The organism is Streptomyces sp. NPDC002787 (assembly GCF_053592095.1).
The window spans coordinates 64,941-79,813 of sequence record NZ_JBSFVC010000029.1 but is presented as its reverse complement, the minus strand read 5'-3'; the positions used below and the strand labels follow the sequence as shown (position 1 = coordinate 79,813).

The 14,873-nt window shown below is 72.6% G+C and carries 14 protein-coding genes; 4 read left to right on the top strand and 10 right to left on the bottom strand.

Annotated elements, in window-relative coordinates:
* Positions 1-22: 22 nt before the first annotated feature.
* The gene (locus ACWD26_RS33950; RefSeq protein ID WP_451275806.1) at positions 23-1,303 is read right to left on the bottom strand and encodes a glycosyltransferase family 4 protein; all 1,281 of its coding nucleotides are present in this window, start codon (positions 1,301-1,303) and stop codon (positions 23-25) included.
* Positions 1,304-1,576: 273 nt separating this feature from the next.
* Here ACWD26_RS33950 and ACWD26_RS33945 point away from each other — a divergent pair, with 273 nt between their 5' ends.
* Positions 1,577-2,323, top strand: a complete 747-nt coding sequence (locus ACWD26_RS33945; RefSeq protein ID WP_451275804.1) for a response regulator transcription factor — start codon at positions 1,577-1,579, stop codon at positions 2,321-2,323.
* A gap of 11 nt (positions 2,324-2,334) precedes the next feature.
* The gene (locus tag ACWD26_RS33940; protein ID WP_451275803.1) at positions 2,335-3,846 is read left to right on the top strand and encodes a HAMP domain-containing sensor histidine kinase; all 1,512 of its coding nucleotides are present in this window, start codon (positions 2,335-2,337) and stop codon (positions 3,844-3,846) included.
* 30 nt (positions 3,847-3,876) lie between these two features.
* On the opposite strand, the gene ACWD26_RS33935 is transcribed toward ACWD26_RS33940, so the two are convergent.
* Positions 3,877-4,380 carry a hypothetical protein gene (locus ACWD26_RS33935; RefSeq protein ID WP_451275802.1) on the bottom strand — a complete coding sequence of 168 codons (504 nt, stop codon included), beginning with the start codon at positions 4,378-4,380 and terminating at the stop codon, positions 3,877-3,879.
* A gap of 192 nt (positions 4,381-4,572) precedes the next feature.
* Positions 4,573-5,430: a transglutaminase domain-containing protein gene (locus ACWD26_RS33930; protein ID WP_451275801.1), complete on the bottom strand. Its 858-nt coding sequence runs from the start codon at positions 5,428-5,430 to the stop codon at positions 4,573-4,575.
* A 496-nt stretch (positions 5,431-5,926) separates the two neighbouring features.
* On the opposite strand from ACWD26_RS33930, the gene ACWD26_RS33925 reads away from it, so the two are divergent.
* Positions 5,927-6,424 carry an ATP-binding protein gene (locus ACWD26_RS33925; protein WP_451275800.1) on the top strand — a complete coding sequence of 166 codons (498 nt, stop codon included), beginning with the start codon at positions 5,927-5,929 and terminating at the stop codon, positions 6,422-6,424.
* An 18-nt stretch (positions 6,425-6,442) separates the two neighbouring features.
* Here ACWD26_RS33925 and ACWD26_RS33920 read toward each other — a convergent pair whose 3' ends face one another.
* On the bottom strand, positions 6,443-7,168 hold the full coding sequence (locus ACWD26_RS33920; RefSeq protein WP_451275799.1) for a DUF6879 family protein: 726 nt from the start codon (positions 7,166-7,168) through the stop codon (positions 6,443-6,445).
* A 171-nt stretch (positions 7,169-7,339) separates the two neighbouring features.
* Between ACWD26_RS33920 and ACWD26_RS33915 the strand changes: the two genes are divergently transcribed.
* Complete coding sequence (locus tag ACWD26_RS33915; protein ID WP_451275798.1) at positions 7,340-8,332, top strand: phosphotransferase enzyme family protein; 993 nt, start codon at positions 7,340-7,342, stop codon at positions 8,330-8,332.
* Between the two features lie 28 nt (positions 8,333-8,360).
* On the opposite strand, the gene ACWD26_RS33910 is transcribed toward ACWD26_RS33915, so the two are convergent.
* The 6 genes from ACWD26_RS33910 to ACWD26_RS33885 form a co-directional block, all read right to left on the bottom strand.
* On the bottom strand, positions 8,361-9,557 hold the full coding sequence (locus tag ACWD26_RS33910) for an ABC transporter ATP-binding protein (RefSeq protein WP_451275797.1): 1,197 nt from the start codon (positions 9,555-9,557) through the stop codon (positions 8,361-8,363).
* Positions 9,554-10,522, bottom strand: a complete 969-nt coding sequence (modB, locus tag ACWD26_RS33905) for a molybdate ABC transporter permease subunit (protein ID WP_451275796.1) — start codon at positions 10,520-10,522, stop codon at positions 9,554-9,556. The genes ACWD26_RS33910 and modB overlap by 4 nt, the downstream gene beginning before the upstream one ends.
* Positions 10,519-11,328 carry a molybdate ABC transporter substrate-binding protein gene (modA, locus tag ACWD26_RS33900; protein WP_451275795.1) on the bottom strand — a complete coding sequence of 270 codons (810 nt, stop codon included), beginning with the start codon at positions 11,326-11,328 and terminating at the stop codon, positions 10,519-10,521. Before modA ends, modB begins: the two co-directional genes overlap by 4 nt.
* A gap of 165 nt (positions 11,329-11,493) precedes the next feature.
* A complete protein-coding gene (locus ACWD26_RS33895; RefSeq protein WP_451275794.1) occupies positions 11,494-11,889 on the bottom strand; it encodes a TOBE domain-containing protein in 396 nt (131 codons plus the stop codon).
* 612 nt (positions 11,890-12,501) lie between these two features.
* Entirely contained in the window at positions 12,502-13,644 is a 1,143-nt protein-coding gene (locus tag ACWD26_RS33890) for a S8 family peptidase (RefSeq protein ID WP_451275793.1), read from the bottom strand.
* On the bottom strand, positions 13,641-14,696 hold the full coding sequence (locus tag ACWD26_RS33885; RefSeq protein ID WP_451275792.1) for a hypothetical protein: 1,056 nt from the start codon (positions 14,694-14,696) through the stop codon (positions 13,641-13,643). Before ACWD26_RS33885 ends, ACWD26_RS33890 begins: the two co-directional genes overlap by 4 nt.
* Positions 14,697-14,873: the final 177 nt, after the last annotated feature.

The following is a 14,873-nucleotide window of genomic DNA, read 5'->3' as shown; positions in this document are numbered from 1 at the left end:
CGCCGGCGGGGGTTCGGGGGCGTCAGGCCGCGGGTTGTTCGTGGTTGCTCGCGCCGTTCCCCGCGCCCCTGAAGGGCGCTGGGGTTGCCCTCTTCCAGGAACGTACCCTCCTCCGCAGCCAGGCCCTCGCCCTCGTCGACTCTCGTTCCCAGGTGCGCCGGAGCCTTGTCGCGCGCAGGTCGGCGAACAGGTGCTCGTACCTGGTGACGATGGGGGCCGGGTCGTAGCGGTGCGCGCCGGCCAGGGCGGCTCGGCCCATGGCGCGGCGTAGGTCCGGGTCGGCGGTGAGGTCGAGGATCGCGTCGGCGAGGGCGTGGGGGTCGTCCACGGGGACGAGGCGGCCGTCGGTGCCGTCGGTGATGATCTCGGCGGGGCCGAGCGGGCAGTCGGTGCTGACGACCGGGACACCGCAGCGCATGGCTTCGACGAGGGTCATGCCGAAGGACTCGGCCTCGGAGGCGCTGACGACGATCGAGGCCCGCGCGAACTCCTCCTCGATGGGGGTGTGCGGGCCCATCAGATGGGCCCGGTCGGTGAGGCGGAGGTCCTCGATGAGAGCTTCCAGCCGCTCCTTCTGCTTGCCGCCGCCGTAGATGCGCAGCTCCCAGTCCGGCTCCTTCGCGGCGACCTTCGCGAACGCCTCCAGGAGGAGGTCGAAGCGTTTGCCCCGGGCGAGGCGCCCGGCCGCCGCGATGACGGGGGCCGTGCCGTCCGACGGGGCGACCCCGGCCGGCGGGACGATGTTGGGCACGGACATCACCCGTACGCCGGGCAGTTTCATCCGCGCGCGGTACACCGCCGCGTCCGCCGCCGTGGTCGTGACGACCGCGTCCAGGGTGCGGTAGTGGTGGGCCAGGATCTTGCGGAGCTGCTTGGTGTGGGCGTCGTGGCGCAGGTGCTCCTGGCCGATGCGCAGGGCGCGGCGGGGTGCGAAGCGGGAGACGTAGACGTTGATGCCGGGGCGGGTGCCGATGACGACGTCCGCGTCGCAGCGGGCCAGATAGGCGCGGACGCGGAGGTCGGTGAGACGGCTGTACTGGCGGTGCCGCTTGTCCTCGGCCGGGAAGTCCGTGGCGGGCTGCGCCTGGGCCGGATCGCGCAGGTCGGGGCTGTAGGGGCGGATGTCCACCAGGGGGACGAGCGCGACCCTCGGGTCGACGGCGAAGCGGGGTTCGTCGAGGTGGCGGGCCATCGAGGCGATCTCCACGTCGTGGTGGTCCGCCAGCGCTGCGGCCAGGTTCAGTGTCGTGCGGACGGTGCCGCCGATGGCGTACGCGTTGTGCAGCAGGAACACGATCTTCATGCGGCGGCTCAATGCACTACCTTCCCGACGGCGTGAGAGATGCGGTTGTGGGTGTCGCGGTTGTGGGTGTCGCGGTTGTGGTTCGTGGTGGTTCGGACCCTTTGTACTCCATCCGCTGGTGGTGTCCGGGTTCCCGTACGGGCGGGGGTCACACGGACACGCTGCTCGGGAGCGGTAAGTCGAACTCACGGTCGGGGTGAGAGGCCGGTAAGAAGGGTGTACCCGCCCTGCTGACGAGGTGGTGTGCGCCCGAGGCCTTGGCAGACTGGTGGGGTGCCCCAGAATGTGCTGCTCGCCGAGGACGACCGCGCCATCCGCCATGCCCTGGAACGCGCGCTGACCCTGGAGGGGTACGAGGTCACGGCGGTCGCCGACGGCGTCGAGGCGCTCGCCCAGGCCCACCGGACCCAGCCCGACGTGCTCGTGCTCGATGTGATGATGCCCGGCATAGACGGCCTCCAGGTCTGCCGGGTGCTGCGCGCGGAGGGTGACCGGACGCCGATCCTGATGCTCACCGCGCTCGTGGAGACCGCAGACCGGATCGCGGGACTCGACGCCGGCGCGGACGACTACGTCGTCAAACCGTTCGACGTGGAGGAGGTCTTCGCACGGCTGCGGGCGCTGCTGCGGCGCACGGGCAACGCGGACGGCTTCGCCAAGCCGCTTCCGTCGTCGGCCGGCGCGTCCCCCGCCGCCGGGCCCGCGGCCCAGGACGCCGGCGGGCTGCTCACGGCCGCCGGGCTGCGGATGGACGTCCAGGCACGGCGGGCGTGGCGCGGGACGCGGGAACTGGAGCTGACGCGGACCGAGTTCGACCTGCTCGAACTGCTCGTCCGCAACGTCGGCATCGTCCTCGACCACGCGACGATCTACGACCGTATCTGGGGCTACGACTTCGGGCCCGGCTCCAAGAACCTCGCCGTCTACGTCGGTTATCTGCGCCGCAAGCTCGACGAGCCCGGGGCGCCGGCGCTGATCCACACCGTGCGGGGTGTGGGGTACGCGCTGCGGGAAGACTGAGGCGGCGCTCGGTGGCGTCCCGTCCCGTCCGGGTGCTGACCCGGCTGCTCGCCCGGCTGCGGCCGGTGCCCTCGCTGCGGGCGACGTTCACCGTGTCGTTCGTGGCGGTGGCGTGCGTCGTCACGGTCCTCGTCGGGATCCTCAGCTACAGCGCGGCGGCACGGCTGGTGCGGGTCGACGAGCAGACCGTGTTCGCGGAGGTCGTGCGGGATCTGCGGGAGCTGGTCGAGCAGGACCCGCTGACGCCGGAGGACTTCGCGCCGAGCGGCAGCGGCGGCCCGCGCGACGACCTGATCCGTTCTGGCCGTACGGACGTCCAGGTGCTCGGCCCGAACGGGGAGATCCTCGACGAGGGCGCCCCCGGCCTGCCCGTACGCGACGCCGACCGCCGTACGGCCGACGCGGCCCCGGCCGGGGTGATGGTCGAGCACGGGGAGGTCGAGGTCGGCGACGACCGCTACCGGGTGGTGACCGTCGCGCTCGGCGGCGGCCGGGGGGCCGTGCAGGTCGCGCAGGAGTTCAGTGACACGGAGGATCTGCTGCGGGAGCTGCAGCAGCGGACCCTGCTGTTCGTGTCGGGTGTCGTCATCTCGGCCGGGTTGTTCGGGTGGTGGCTGGCCCGGCGGCAGACGCGGCGGCTGGTGCAGTTGGCGGGGGCGGCGGAGGACGTGGCCCGGACCGGGCGTCTGGGCATCCAGGTGCCGGTCGCGGGCCGGGACGAGGTGGGGCGGCTCGGCCGCTCCTTCGACCGCATGCTGGTACGGCTCGCCCAGTCGGAGGAGGACCAGCGGCGCCTGGTCCAGGACGCCGGCCACGAACTCCGCACCCCTCTCACCTCCCTGCGCACGAACATCTCGCTTCTCCGGCGCATCGACGAGCTGCCGCCCCGTATGCGCGAGGAACTCGTCGACGACCTCGCCCAGGAGGCCCTCGAACTGACGGATCTGGTCAACGAGTTGGTCGACCTCGCGGCCGGCCAGTCGAGCACCGAGCCGGTGCGGCGGGTGCAGCTCGCCGACCTCGCGGACGACGTGGCGGCGACCGCCCGCCGGCGCACGGGGCGGGACGTCGTCGTCCGCGTGGCCGGCGACACGGCCGTCGAGGGGCGGGCCGGGGCCCTCCAGCGGGCCATCTCCAACCTGGTGGAGAACGCGGCGAAGTTCGACCGCGGGGGCACGGGGGCCATCGAGGTCGTCGTCGCACGGGGCTCGGCGGTGACCCTGGGGGAGCTGGGGGAGCTGGGGGATCTGGCCGGCCTCGGCGGTCCGGGCGGGCCGGACCCCGATTCCGATGCCGTCCGGGTCGAGGTCCTCGACCGGGGCCCCGGCGTCCCCGACTGCGACCTGGAGCGGATCTTCGACCGCTTCTACCGTGCCCCGGACGCGCGGAGTCTGCCCGGGTCCGGGCTCGGGCTGTCGATCGTACGGGCCGTGGCGGCGGCGCACGGCGGAGCCCCGTTCGCGTTCCGGCGCGAGGGCGGGGGGCTGGTGACCGGGTTCACGGTGCGGGGTGCCGCTGAGTGAGGGCCGGATGGGCGGGCCGGCCTCGCCCTGTCAGACGTAGGTCCAGCGCCAGGCGTTCGAGCTGTAGGCGCACTTGATCTCCGTGCCGTTTTCGGTGGTGGTGACGGCCCCGTGGTCGCTGTTCCGGCAGAACTGGCCCGCCGAGTAGCAGTTCCCGGAGTTGGACACGATCGAGCAGGTGCCGGCGTCGTCCTGGCTGCCGCTGTCGCTTCCCGTGTCGGTGCCGGTGCCGGCGGCCTGGGCGGTGGCGGTCTTGGTGACGGTGACGGTCGGACCCGGCTTCGCCTTGGCCTTGACGGTCTCGGTGACGGTCGGGCCGGGCTCGGGGGTGGCCGTGGTGGTGGCCGTGACGGTCGTCGTGGGCTTGACGGCGGCCTTGACGGTCTGCTGCCCGTCGTCCCCGGCGGAGCCGACGAGTGCGCCCGCGACGAAGAGACCGGTGCCGCCTATCCACACGAGAACGCGCTTGCGCAGGGGGCGGGTGTCGGGCGGGCGGGGCGCGGAGGGCATGGTTCCGGCGTACGGGTTGGTCATCTCGTCCCCCTGTGTGCTTCGAGTGGAGTGACCGTAGTGCCCGGACGGAGCGACATGTGAGGGGCGTGTGAGAGAAGTGGCCATTCTGTGACCGGTCGCCGTTTGTGTGTGGGGGGAGGGGGGAGGGGGCCCGTCGGGTCGCGGACGGTCAGGCCGGCCGCGGGAAGGGCGGCGGTTCGGTGACGTGGGTTCTCATGCGGTGGTTCGGGTCGCGCCCGCGCTCCAGCGGCCGAGTAGCGGCTCGGTCAGGGTGCGGGCCGTCCAGCAGAGGGTCTGGCCGTGGCGTTCGAACAGTTCGTCGCGGTCGTCGAAGTGGCCGAGGTCGGCGACGATCTGAGCAGAGAGGTCGCAGGCGCTGCCCTGCGGCGCGCCACAGGCGTCCCACCGGACGCCGGTACGGGCGACCGCGTCGAAGAGGGTTTCGCCGCCCTTGTTGGCGAAGCCGGGGCCAGAGCCGGCGGCCGGGCCGTGGTCGGCGGCAGAGCCGGTGACGGTGGTCGTGGGAGTGCTGCCGGTGGTCGTGGGGGTGCTGCCGGTGGTCGTGGGGGTGCTGCCGGTGGTCGTGGGGGCGTCGAACAGTTCGCCGATCGGTATCCACGTGCCGTTGATCCTGAACTCCGGCCAGGCCAGGAGGACCTGCTCCGGCACGAGCGGCTTCAGCCGGGGGAACCGCGGATACCAGAAGGTCCCGTCCACGAGCAGGCCGCGCACCCGCGTCCGTACGCGTACGGCCCGGGCCACCGCCTCCAGCGCCGCCATCCGCTGACTGCACGATCCGCGCCCGAGCCGCAGGGTCCGTGACACGCGCCGACGGTCCTCTACCGAGTACACCGGCCGTACGTCCCGCGCGATGATCCGGTGCGCGGTCCGCAACGCGTCACGCGGTGTCGCCTCGCTCAGCACCCGGCGCGCGACCGCGCCGACCAGCGGATCGTCGTGGTCCAGGATCGCCGTGGCCCGCGTGGAGCCGACCACGTCCTCCGGCGCCTTGGCCGCCACCCCGGCCCGTTTGACCTGCGCGTCGTACGACATGAGCAACCGACTGGTCATGACAGCCCCCGTCCCCCGTACCCCTCTGTGTTCCTGGTCCCCGTCTCGAGCCCTGCCCGTCCCCACGGGCGCTCGTCGCCCATCATCACATGGCGTGTCGGGCGGGTCATGGGCCACTCGGCGTGAGGGCCACTCAGCGTGAGGGTCGGGCCGGGGCCTGCCGGGTGCCCGACGACGCGCTTTCGTAGTACTTCCACCGACCCCATTGCGGCGGCGCGAACCCGCCGACTACGGTCATTCCTGCGCTCACGGAGAGTGCTCAATTGACTACCGATATGCATTTCGCCTGTATACCGCCCTCTCACTCAGCCTCGTCCGCTCGCCCTCAGTTCTTCCGCTCGTCCGCAGTTCGTCCGCGACTCTCCGCAGCCCTGCGCAATCCGCCCCCGCGTACCGCCAGTTGAAGCGCACCCCGGGCCGTCGACACCCGAGGAGGAGCCGCCGACGCGGTAGGGACCCGAGCAATCCCTTCTCGTCGCAATGGAGTTGATCATCCATGACCGAAACTGCCCGTTACCTCCCCGTCCCAACCCCGAGCCCGACCCCGGCCTCAAGTCAGAGCCCGGGGCTCTCGCCCTCGGCGACGACGTACACCCTCTTCTGTCCGCCCCTCGACACCTCCCCGCACATCGCCCGCGACTTCGTCGCCACCGTCCTGCGTGCCCTTGGCCTCGACAGCCTGGTCGACGCGGCCGCCCTGTGCACCTCCGAACTGGTCACGAACGCCTGTGTGCACGCCAAAGGAGGAGGATCGGTTCTCTGGCTGGCGGTGGAGGCCTGGCGGGTCAGGGTGATGGTCTACGACGGTGACGAGAACCCACCGGTCATAAGGGAGTTGACCTCGGACGGGTGGGAGGAGGGCGGTCGCGGGCTCTATCTGGTCGACGCCCTCACCGAGGGCCATTGGGGCACCTCCGCCGCCCTCCCGAACGGCGGGGGCCTCGTCCACCCCGACGGCAAGGCGGTGTGGTTCGACCTGGCGGCGCCCCAATAGGGGACTTCGGATGAAACGTCACTCCATGGCGCGTACGGCGTGGTGCCAGGCCGTGTCACGGGCCTGGCAGGCGGCCAGGACCTCGGCCGGCTCCTCGGTGAGGTACACCCCGAGGCAGGCGTCCTCGTCGTCGAACGCCAGCCGGGCCAGGATCTTCGAGTCGAAGAGCCAGAAGTCGTGGCCGGGCAGCCCCAGTTGCTCGGCGGCTGCGCGGGTGAGGGTGCGGATGTCCTCGCCGGCCGCGAGGTGCGCGGGTGCGACGGCCGCGAGGAACTCCTGCCCCGGCGTGGGCGGTTCGTCGACGATCCGCACCCGCTCGACCCGCTTGCCGCGACCGGTCTGCGCGCGGACGTTCATCCGCCACGCGTCCGGCCGCCCCCGCGCGATGTCCTCGCCCGCCAGGAACCGGGGCCACTTGGCACTGTGCCGGTCGGCGGCGTACCCCCGACGCGTCTCCAGCCGCCACGCCGTATGCCCGAACTCCTCGAAGAGGCGGGTGATCGAGGCGAACGGCTGAAGCACCGGCGCCACGCTCCCGGGCGAGTACCGGGCCAGCAGGGCACGCGGGACACGGACGAAGCCCTCGGACTCCTTGGCCTCGCCTTCCCGCAGCCGGGCCAGGTGCGCCGGGTCGGCCTCCCGCTCACCCCGTACGAGGATCTCGTCCGTCCCCTCGATCTCGTACAGGGCGGGGCCGGAGCGGCCGTCGTCGCCGGCGGTCGTTCCGATGAACCTGAGGGTCACGTCGTCCTCCACACCTTTCACACCCTTCGGCCGGACCTCCAGCATGCGCGGGAACGCCGTACGCCCGGGCGGCTCGGGGAATCCGTTTGTGTCCGGCGAGTCCCGCGCATTACATGCGGGGGTGACCGCCCCCGAAGAGCGGCGGGCCGACCGGAACCGGAAGGTGACCACATGCGGAGCAGGGCCGGCTTCATCGCGGCGGACGCGTACTCCCTCGGCGGCGGGGCCTGGAGCATGACGCCCGTCACCCGTGGGGCGCTGGGGCAGATCTGGCGGCTGTCGGCCGGGGGCGGCGACGGGCGGTCGTGGGCGGTGAAGGAACTGCTGTTCGGGTGCGACGAGGAGCAGGTCGGGCGGGAGGCGGCGTTGCGGAACGCCGCCGAGGAACTGGGGATCTCCGCGCCCCGGCTCTTCGCGGACCGGCACGGGTCGTATGTGTCCCGGCTGCCGGAGTCGATGGGCGGGTCGTACGTGAAGCTGTACGACTGGGTCGACGGGAGCGAGGCGGATCCGGCCGACCCGGAGATCCTGGCGTGGTGCGGCCGGACGCTGGCTCTGCTGCACCGGGCGGGGGAGGGGACGAGCGAGACGCCCAGCGACTGGTACGAGCGGTGTCCGGGGGAGGACGAGTGGGCGGAGTTGTACGAGGGGGTGCGGCGGGCCGGGCTGCCGTGGGCGGACGCGTTCGGCCGGTTCGTCGCCGGCCCGGCGGTGGAGCTGGCCCGGTATGTCACTCCGTCCGGGGCCGGTGACATCGTGACCTCCCACCTCGACCTGCGTCCGCAGAACGTGCTGGTGGGACCCTCCGGGCCCGCCCTTCTCGACTGGGACAACGCCGGGCCCATATCGGCGGAGCGCGAACTCGCCCGTGCGGTCCATGTGTGGGCCGGCGGCAACGACTTCCGGCCCGAGTCCGCGCGGCGGCTCGTGCGCGGCTATCTGGACGCCGGGGGCCGTGCGGTCGTCAAGGGGCCGGACTCCTTCTCGATGCTCTTCGCGACGGACCTGAACTACGTCCGGGTACAGGCCGAGTGCGCGATCGATCCCGACGTGACCGCGGCGCAGCGGGAGTTCGCGAGCGAGCAGGTCGTCGCCACGTTGGGGAGCCTGCCGGATCCGGTCGCCGTCTCCCGGCTGGTGCGGGCGCTGGCTCCCGAGTGGTGATGCCGTTCACGCCGGATACGCGCCAGGATCACGCCGGATACGCGTGGGTCTGTGCTGCCTTCACCGTCGCCCATACCGGGGTGCCCGTGTGGAGCCCGAGTTCGGCTGCCGCCATGGTCGTGAGGTCGGCGGTGAGCGGGAGTTCGCCCGTGAGGTCGGCGCGGATCTGGTCGCCGTGTACCTCCAGACCGGCCACCTCGCAGCGCCAGAGGTTGCGGGCGCTGGAGCCGGTGGGCCGGTCGCGGTGGAGGGTGACGGCGCTTGGCGGGAAGGCGACGAAGACGGGGCCGATGAGGTCTTCGGTGGTCGTGATCACCGGGCGGGCGCCCTCGGCGGCTGCTTCGGCCGCCGCTTCGACCGCCGTCTCCGTGCCTGCCGGGCGGCCGGTGCCGCTCACGTGCTCCGCGGCTGCCCTGCCCTCCGGGTCCAGCCGTACGACGTGGCCCTCGGCCCACCCCCGGTACAGGTTCAGGCCGACGAGGTGGGCGATGTAGTCCGTGCGGGGGTGGCGGGCGATGTCGCGCGGGGTGCCCTCCTGGACCACCCGGCCGTGTTCGACGACGACGAGCCGGTCGGCCAGGACCATGGCGTCCAGGGGATCGTGGGTGACGAGTACGGCGACGGCCTCGAACTCGGCGAGGTGGCGCCGGAGTTGGGCACGGACGTCGAGGCGGGTGCGGGCGTCCAGGGCCGCCAGGGGTTCGTCGAGGAGCAGCAGACGGGGGCGGGTGGCGAGGGCGCGGGCGAGGGCGACGCGCTGGGCCTGGCCGCCGGAGAGGCGGCGCGGCTTGGTGCCGGCGTACTCGGCGAGATCCATCCGCTCCAGCCACTCGGCGGCCTGTGCCCGGGCCGCCGCCTTGGCCACGCCCTGGCAGCGTGGGCCGAACGCGATGTTGTCCAGGGCCGTGAGGTGCGGGAAGAGGAGGTAGTCCTGGAAGACCACGCCGACCGGGCGGGACTCGGGCGCCGTGCGCTCCAACGCCGCCCCGTCGAGCCGTAGATGACCGCCGCTGAGCGGGGTCAGGCCGGCCAGCGCGCGCAGCGCGGTGGTCTTTCCGGCGCCGTTGGGGCCGAGCAGGGCGACCACGTCACCGGGGGCGGCGGTCAGGGAGATGTCCAGGCGGAAGTCACCGCGCTGGACGACGAGACGGGCGTCGAGGCCGTCGAGGCCGTCGGGTCCTTCGGGGCCGTCGGATTCTTTGAAGCCTGCGGAGCTCTCTCTCATGACGCGGTCATCCAGCGGTCCCGGAGCCCGGCGAGCACCGCCACCGAGACCGCCAGCAGGACCAGGCTGAGGGAGATCGCGGCGGCCGGGTCGCTCTGGAGGGCGAGGTAGACGGCGAGGGGCATGGTCTGGGTGCGGCCGGGGAAGTTACCGGCGAAGGTGATCGTCGCGCCGAACTCACCCAGCGCCCGCGCCCAGGCGAGCACCGCGCCGGCCGCGATACCGGGGGCGATCAGCGGCAGGGTCACGCGGCGGAACGCGGTGAACCGGGAGGCGCCCAGCGTGGTCGCGGCCTCCTCGTAGCGCGGGTCGGCGGCCCGGAGCGTGCCCTCGACGCTGATGACGAGGAACGGCATCGCGACGAACGCCTCGGCGATCACGACCCCGGCCGTGGTGAACGGCAGCGTGACCCCGAACCAGTCGTCCAGCAGGCGCCCGACGACACCGTTGCGGCCGAGCGCCATCAGCAGGGCCACACCGCCGACCACCGGGGGCAGGACGAGGGGGAGGGTGACGAGGGCCCGTACGAGACCACGGCCCGGGAACTCGACCCGGGCCAGCAGCCATGCGAGCGGTACCCCGAGCACGAGGCTCACCGCCGTGGCCAGCGTGGCGCACAGCAGCGACAGCCGCAGCGCCTCCCACACCGCCGCGCTGGTCAGCTGCTCCGACAGGCCCGACCACGGGGTGCGTACGAGCAGTGCGACCAGCGGCAGTACGAGGAAGGCGAGGCCGAGCAGGGCGGGGAGGAGGAGGGGGAGAGGGACGGGTACGGAGCCGTGTGGCCGCCGCCGTAGCCGTCGTGGGCCCGTGCCGCGGCCCGACGTGCCGCGGCCCGACGTGCTGTCGCCCGATGTGCTGTCGCCGGACCCCGTGGCGCGGGACCCCGTGGCGCCGGACCCTGTGCCGCCCTTTGTGGTCTCCGCCCCCATCGCGTCGCCCGGCCTGGCGGAAGGCTCGCTCACGGCTTCAGGAACCCCGCCGCGGTCAGGACCTTCTGGCCCTCGGCGGACCGCACCAGCGCGATGAACGCCTTGGCGGCGGCCGAGTTGGGCGCGTCCTTGAGGAGGGCGATCGGGTAGTCGTTGACGGCGTCGGCCGATTCGGGGAAGTCCACGCCCACCACCTTGTCACCCGCGGCCTTCACATCGGTCTTGTAGACGACCGCCGCGTCGGCCTCCTTCAGCTCGACCTTCGTCAGGGCCGCCTTGACGTCCTGCTCGTACGAGACGGGGGTCAGCTTGAGGTCACTGGCCTCCAGCGCCTTCTGCGCGGCGGCGCCGCACGGCACCTCCTTGTCGCACAGCACGACCTTCAGGCCCGACCTGGTGAGGTCCTTCAGGGAGGCGATCTTGTCGGGGTTGCCCGGCAGGGTCGCGATCTCCAGCTGGTTGCGGACGAAGGTGGCGGGGGTGCCGGAGGCGTTGCCCGCGTCCGTCACGATCGCCATCGTTCCGGGGCTGGCGGAGGCGAACACGTCCGCCGGGGCGCCGCCGGTGATGCTCGCGGCGAGGGAGTCGCTGCCGCCGAAGTTGAAGGTCACCTTCGTGCCGGGGTGGTCCTTCTCGAACCGCTTTGCCAGCGTCGTGAAGCTCTCCTTCAGTGAGGCGGCGGCGAACACGGTGACCGGGCCGGAGAGCTTCGCGGAGGAGCCGGAGGCGGCGGGCGACGCCTCGTCGGAGCCGGATTCGGAGGAGGAGCAGGCGCTCAGGGTCACCAGAAGTGCGACGGCGGCACTCACACCGGCGATCGGACGCGCGGAACGGATCATCAGGATCTCCCTGCCTACTCCCTCAGAGCCGGCCCACCCAACGGGCCGGACGCCATGCCGACCCCCATCCTGGCGCATGTGCGAGGGGTAAGTCTCCTGTCACATCGCATGAGCCATGTCACTGTGGGGTGAAGGTGGGCATGTGCGTTCCTCTGAGGGTGTCGTTCATGTCCGGTCGATGTGCACGTTCGTGGACTTCACGCGGGCCGTGGCCTCCATACCGACCTCCAGACCCAGTTCCTCCACGGCCTCCCGGGTGAGCAGGGAGACCAGGCGGTGCGGGCCCGCCTGGATCTCCACCTGGGCGGCCACGTCACCGAGCTTCACGGCGGTGACGATGCCGGGGAAGGCGTTACGGGCCGAGGTGTACGGCACGCCGGCCTCCTCGGCGGCGTCCGAGGCCAGCTCCACGGAGAAGGCCGCGAGGTCCTTCCCGTCGATGAGCCGCCGCCCGCCCTCGTCGCGCCGCGTCGCCATCCGGCCCGCGTCCGCCCACCGCCGCGCGGTGTCGGGACTCACCCCGAGCAGCCGCGCGGCCTGACCGATCGTGTAGGACTGCATGCCCGCCAAGATATGCGCAGCCGCACACCGCCTTGGCGTCCGCGTACGCCGACGGAGCCTCGGGGGTCGACGGGACCGCCATCTCCGGCCGACTGGGAGGGCCTGGCCGGTCGGGGGTCCGCGCCGGGGTTGGCGGACCAGGCGGCCGACCCGGCCACCTGGCCCGGAGTGTCTTCCTGGCCCGAGGGTCGCGAGGACCGGAGGGGCCGGTGGGTGGCCGGAGCGGGCGGCCGGCTTGGCTTCCTGGTCCGGGGGGTCCGCCAGGCCGGCAGGGCCCCAGGTCGGGAGGACCCGCTGGGTGGCCGGGCCGGGCGGTCGGCTCGACCTCCTGGGCACGGGGGAACCCATCTGGCCCGGTGGGTGTACCCGGCCCGAGGGCTTGGCCGGTCGGGGTCCCCGCCGGGGTGGCCGGAGCGGGCGGCCGGCCCGGCTACCTGGTCCGGAGGGGCCGCCGGGCTGGGAGGGGCCGTCAGGTTGGGATGAGCCGCCGGGCGGTCGGCGGGGTTCCTGGGCTGGGGGAACTGTCCGGCCGGGTCGGGGCGTCGTGGCTGAGAGGTCCGCTCAGACCCCGGTCGGTGGGCCACGTGGCGATGGCCGGGCTGCGTGGACGGGCTACGTCGTCGGTGCTCGGCGTTTGCCTGCTCGGCCGATGAAGATCGCTCCTACCGCCATCAGCAGACCGATCGTCGCCGCACCGCCGCCGATCGTCACCATTTCCGTGTCCAGGTCGGGGTGCTTGGTCTTCGAGGTGTCGTCCGGGGTGCCGAGGTGCTCCTCGCCCTCGTACGCGACCGGCTCCGTGCGGTCGGCCGGGGGCTTCGCGGCGGCCTCGACGGCGGCGGGGGTGTCGATGATGCCGTAGCCGTCCAGGGGGCTGTGGCCCTGCGAGGCGTGGCCGGCCGTGCTGGTGAGGATCGACCGGACCTGCGCCGGGGTCAGCTTGTCGTTGTGGGAGAGCATCAGGGCGACGACACCGGAGGCGAGCGCCGTCGCGGGCGAGGTGCCGTCGATCGTCGCGTAGCCGCCGCCGTTGCTCGCGCTCATGATGTCCACGCCGGGCGCCGCGACCGCGTTGTACGTCCGTACGGTCGAGAACGCGGCCCGCGTGCCGTCCTGCTGGAGCGCGGCGACCGCGATCACGCCCGGGTAGCCCGCCGGGTACTGGGCGTCGTTGAAGAGGTCACCGTTGTTGCCGGCCGAGGCGAGGACCGGGATCCCCGCCAGGGCCGCGCGGCCCAGGGCGTCGGTCTCGTCCTCGTCGTAGCTGTTGCCGAGCATCTGGTCGCCGATCGACATGGAGATCACGTCGGCGCCGTGCTCGATCGCGTAGTTGATCCCCTGCGCGATGGGGTTGCCGCCCTCGCTGTACCCCGGCTCCCCGCTTCCGTCGGTCACCCGCAGCGAGAGGATCTTCGCCTTCGGGGCGACCTTGAGGACGTCCGAGGCCATCGCCGTGCCGTGCCGGCCCTCGTTGTCCGCCTCCTCGGAGTCCGAGCCCTCCCCCATGTAGTCGGGGCCGGTGGTCACCTTGCCCTTGAGCGCGGGGTGCTCGGCATCGACGCCGGTGTCGAGGACCGCGACGGTGATGCCCTCGCCCTGCGCGAGTCGCTGCGCCGCGTCCAGCTTCAGCGCCTGGTACTCCCAGGACCGCGGGGTCGTCTCGGCCGCGCTCGCCGTACCCGCGGTCGCCGTGGCGAGCAGCAGCGCCGCCGTGGACGTGATGACACCGGTCCGCCGTATGGTCGTGCCGCTCATGAGGTCTCCAGCAACAGGTCACCGAGGTGGTAGCTGACGTCTTCGCACAGGGCCTTCGCCGAGCCCCGCCACGGGGCGCGGTCGTCGCCCGCGTCCCAGTTGTGGCTGCCGTACTCACCCGGCAGATGGCCCGCCTCGCGGCCGTCGACCGCGCCGGTGGAGGCCACGATGACGTACGGCAACGACGATTCCGGCACGGCGATCCCCGCCCCGCCGTTGCTCCGCGCGTCGCTCCACTTCGCCGCGATGGTGCCGGGCACGGTGAACGCCTTCACCCCGACCTCGGGGTCGAGCTTGTCCTCGTCCTTCTCGAAGAACGCGGTCATCTCGTCCTTCGCGGACTGCCCCGCGGGCAGCACGATCAGCGCGACCGTCCCGACGGTGTTCCCGGTCGGGTCCACGTACGTGGCGCGCAGCACCGCCTCGCAGTCGAGCTTCGCCACGGCGGCCGAGGTGACCTTGTTCAGCCCCTTCGCGCAGTCGGTGTCCTCGGATATGCCGACACGGTGCCAGGTGGCCCGCGAGCTGTCCGGCTTCGTGGTCGTCACGCTCACCCGGGGGGCCAGGGCGTCGGGGAAGAGCTTGTCCGCCGGCTCGTTCCGCCACATGGTCGGGCCGTAGCCGTCACGGTTGGGAATGTCCTGGCTCGCGTTCGAGTACGCGTGACCGACCAGCAGACCGCCGCCGAGCATGCCGAGCAGACCGACGAGACCGAGGGCGCCCGCGAGACAGCCGCGCACCGCTCCGCCCTTGGCCGGGGGAGGGGTCCGGACCGGGGCCGGGTGAGGCGCGGCGGGATGCGGCGCGGCGGGGGCACCGCCTCCCGGGTGCAGGGCCTGACCCGGGTGCGGGGCCTGCCCCGGATAGGGCGTCTGCCCTGGGTACGGCGCCTGCGCCCCGTACTGCTGCGGCTGGCCCTGCGCCTGGCCGTGCGGCCACGCCCCCGGCTGGGGCGGTTGGCCGTACGGCTGCTGCGGTTGCCCGTAGGGGCCGGGCGGTTGTCCGTAGCCTCCGGCACTGCCGGGCTGCTGGGGCGGTGTCGGATAGGACATGGCCCCTCTCCTCGTCGTCGGGTGTCACTGAAAGGGCACGCGACGCACGGAGGGAAGGGCGAGAGAGACAACGCGGAACGAAAAGGGCACAGTTGCACCCGCACATGCCCCCGTGCATGCGAACGCCGATCATATAGAGCCACTTTGACGAGTGGTCGACCCGCTACCAAGACGTGA

Coding starts and splice junctions, on each gene's coding strand:
- ACWD26_RS33950 (WP_451275806.1), bottom strand. CDS start 1,303: ATGAAGATCGTGTTCCTGCTGCACAACGCGTACGCCATCGGCGGCACC.
- ACWD26_RS33935 (WP_451275802.1), bottom strand. CDS start 4,380: ATGACCAACCCGTACGCCGGAACCATGCCCTCCGCGCCCCGCCCGCCC.
- ACWD26_RS33930 (WP_451275801.1), bottom strand. CDS start 5,430: ATGACCAGTCGGTTGCTCATGTCGTACGACGCGCAGGTCAAACGGGCC.
- ACWD26_RS33925 (WP_451275800.1), top strand. CDS start 5,927: ATGACCGAAACTGCCCGTTACCTCCCCGTCCCAACCCCGAGCCCGACC.
- ACWD26_RS33915 (WP_451275798.1), top strand. CDS start 7,340: ATGCGGAGCAGGGCCGGCTTCATCGCGGCGGACGCGTACTCCCTCGGC.
- ACWD26_RS33910 (WP_451275797.1), bottom strand. CDS start 9,557: ATGAGAGAGAGCTCCGCAGGCTTCAAAGAATCCGACGGCCCCGAAGGA.
- modA (WP_451275795.1), bottom strand. CDS start 11,328: ATGATCCGTTCCGCGCGTCCGATCGCCGGTGTGAGTGCCGCCGTCGCA.
- ACWD26_RS33895 (WP_451275794.1), bottom strand. CDS start 11,889: ATGCAGTCCTACACGATCGGTCAGGCCGCGCGGCTGCTCGGGGTGAGT.
- ACWD26_RS33890 (WP_451275793.1), bottom strand. CDS start 13,644: ATGAGCGGCACGACCATACGGCGGACCGGTGTCATCACGTCCACGGCG.
- ACWD26_RS33885 (WP_451275792.1), bottom strand. CDS start 14,696: ATGTCCTATCCGACACCGCCCCAGCAGCCCGGCAGTGCCGGAGGCTAC.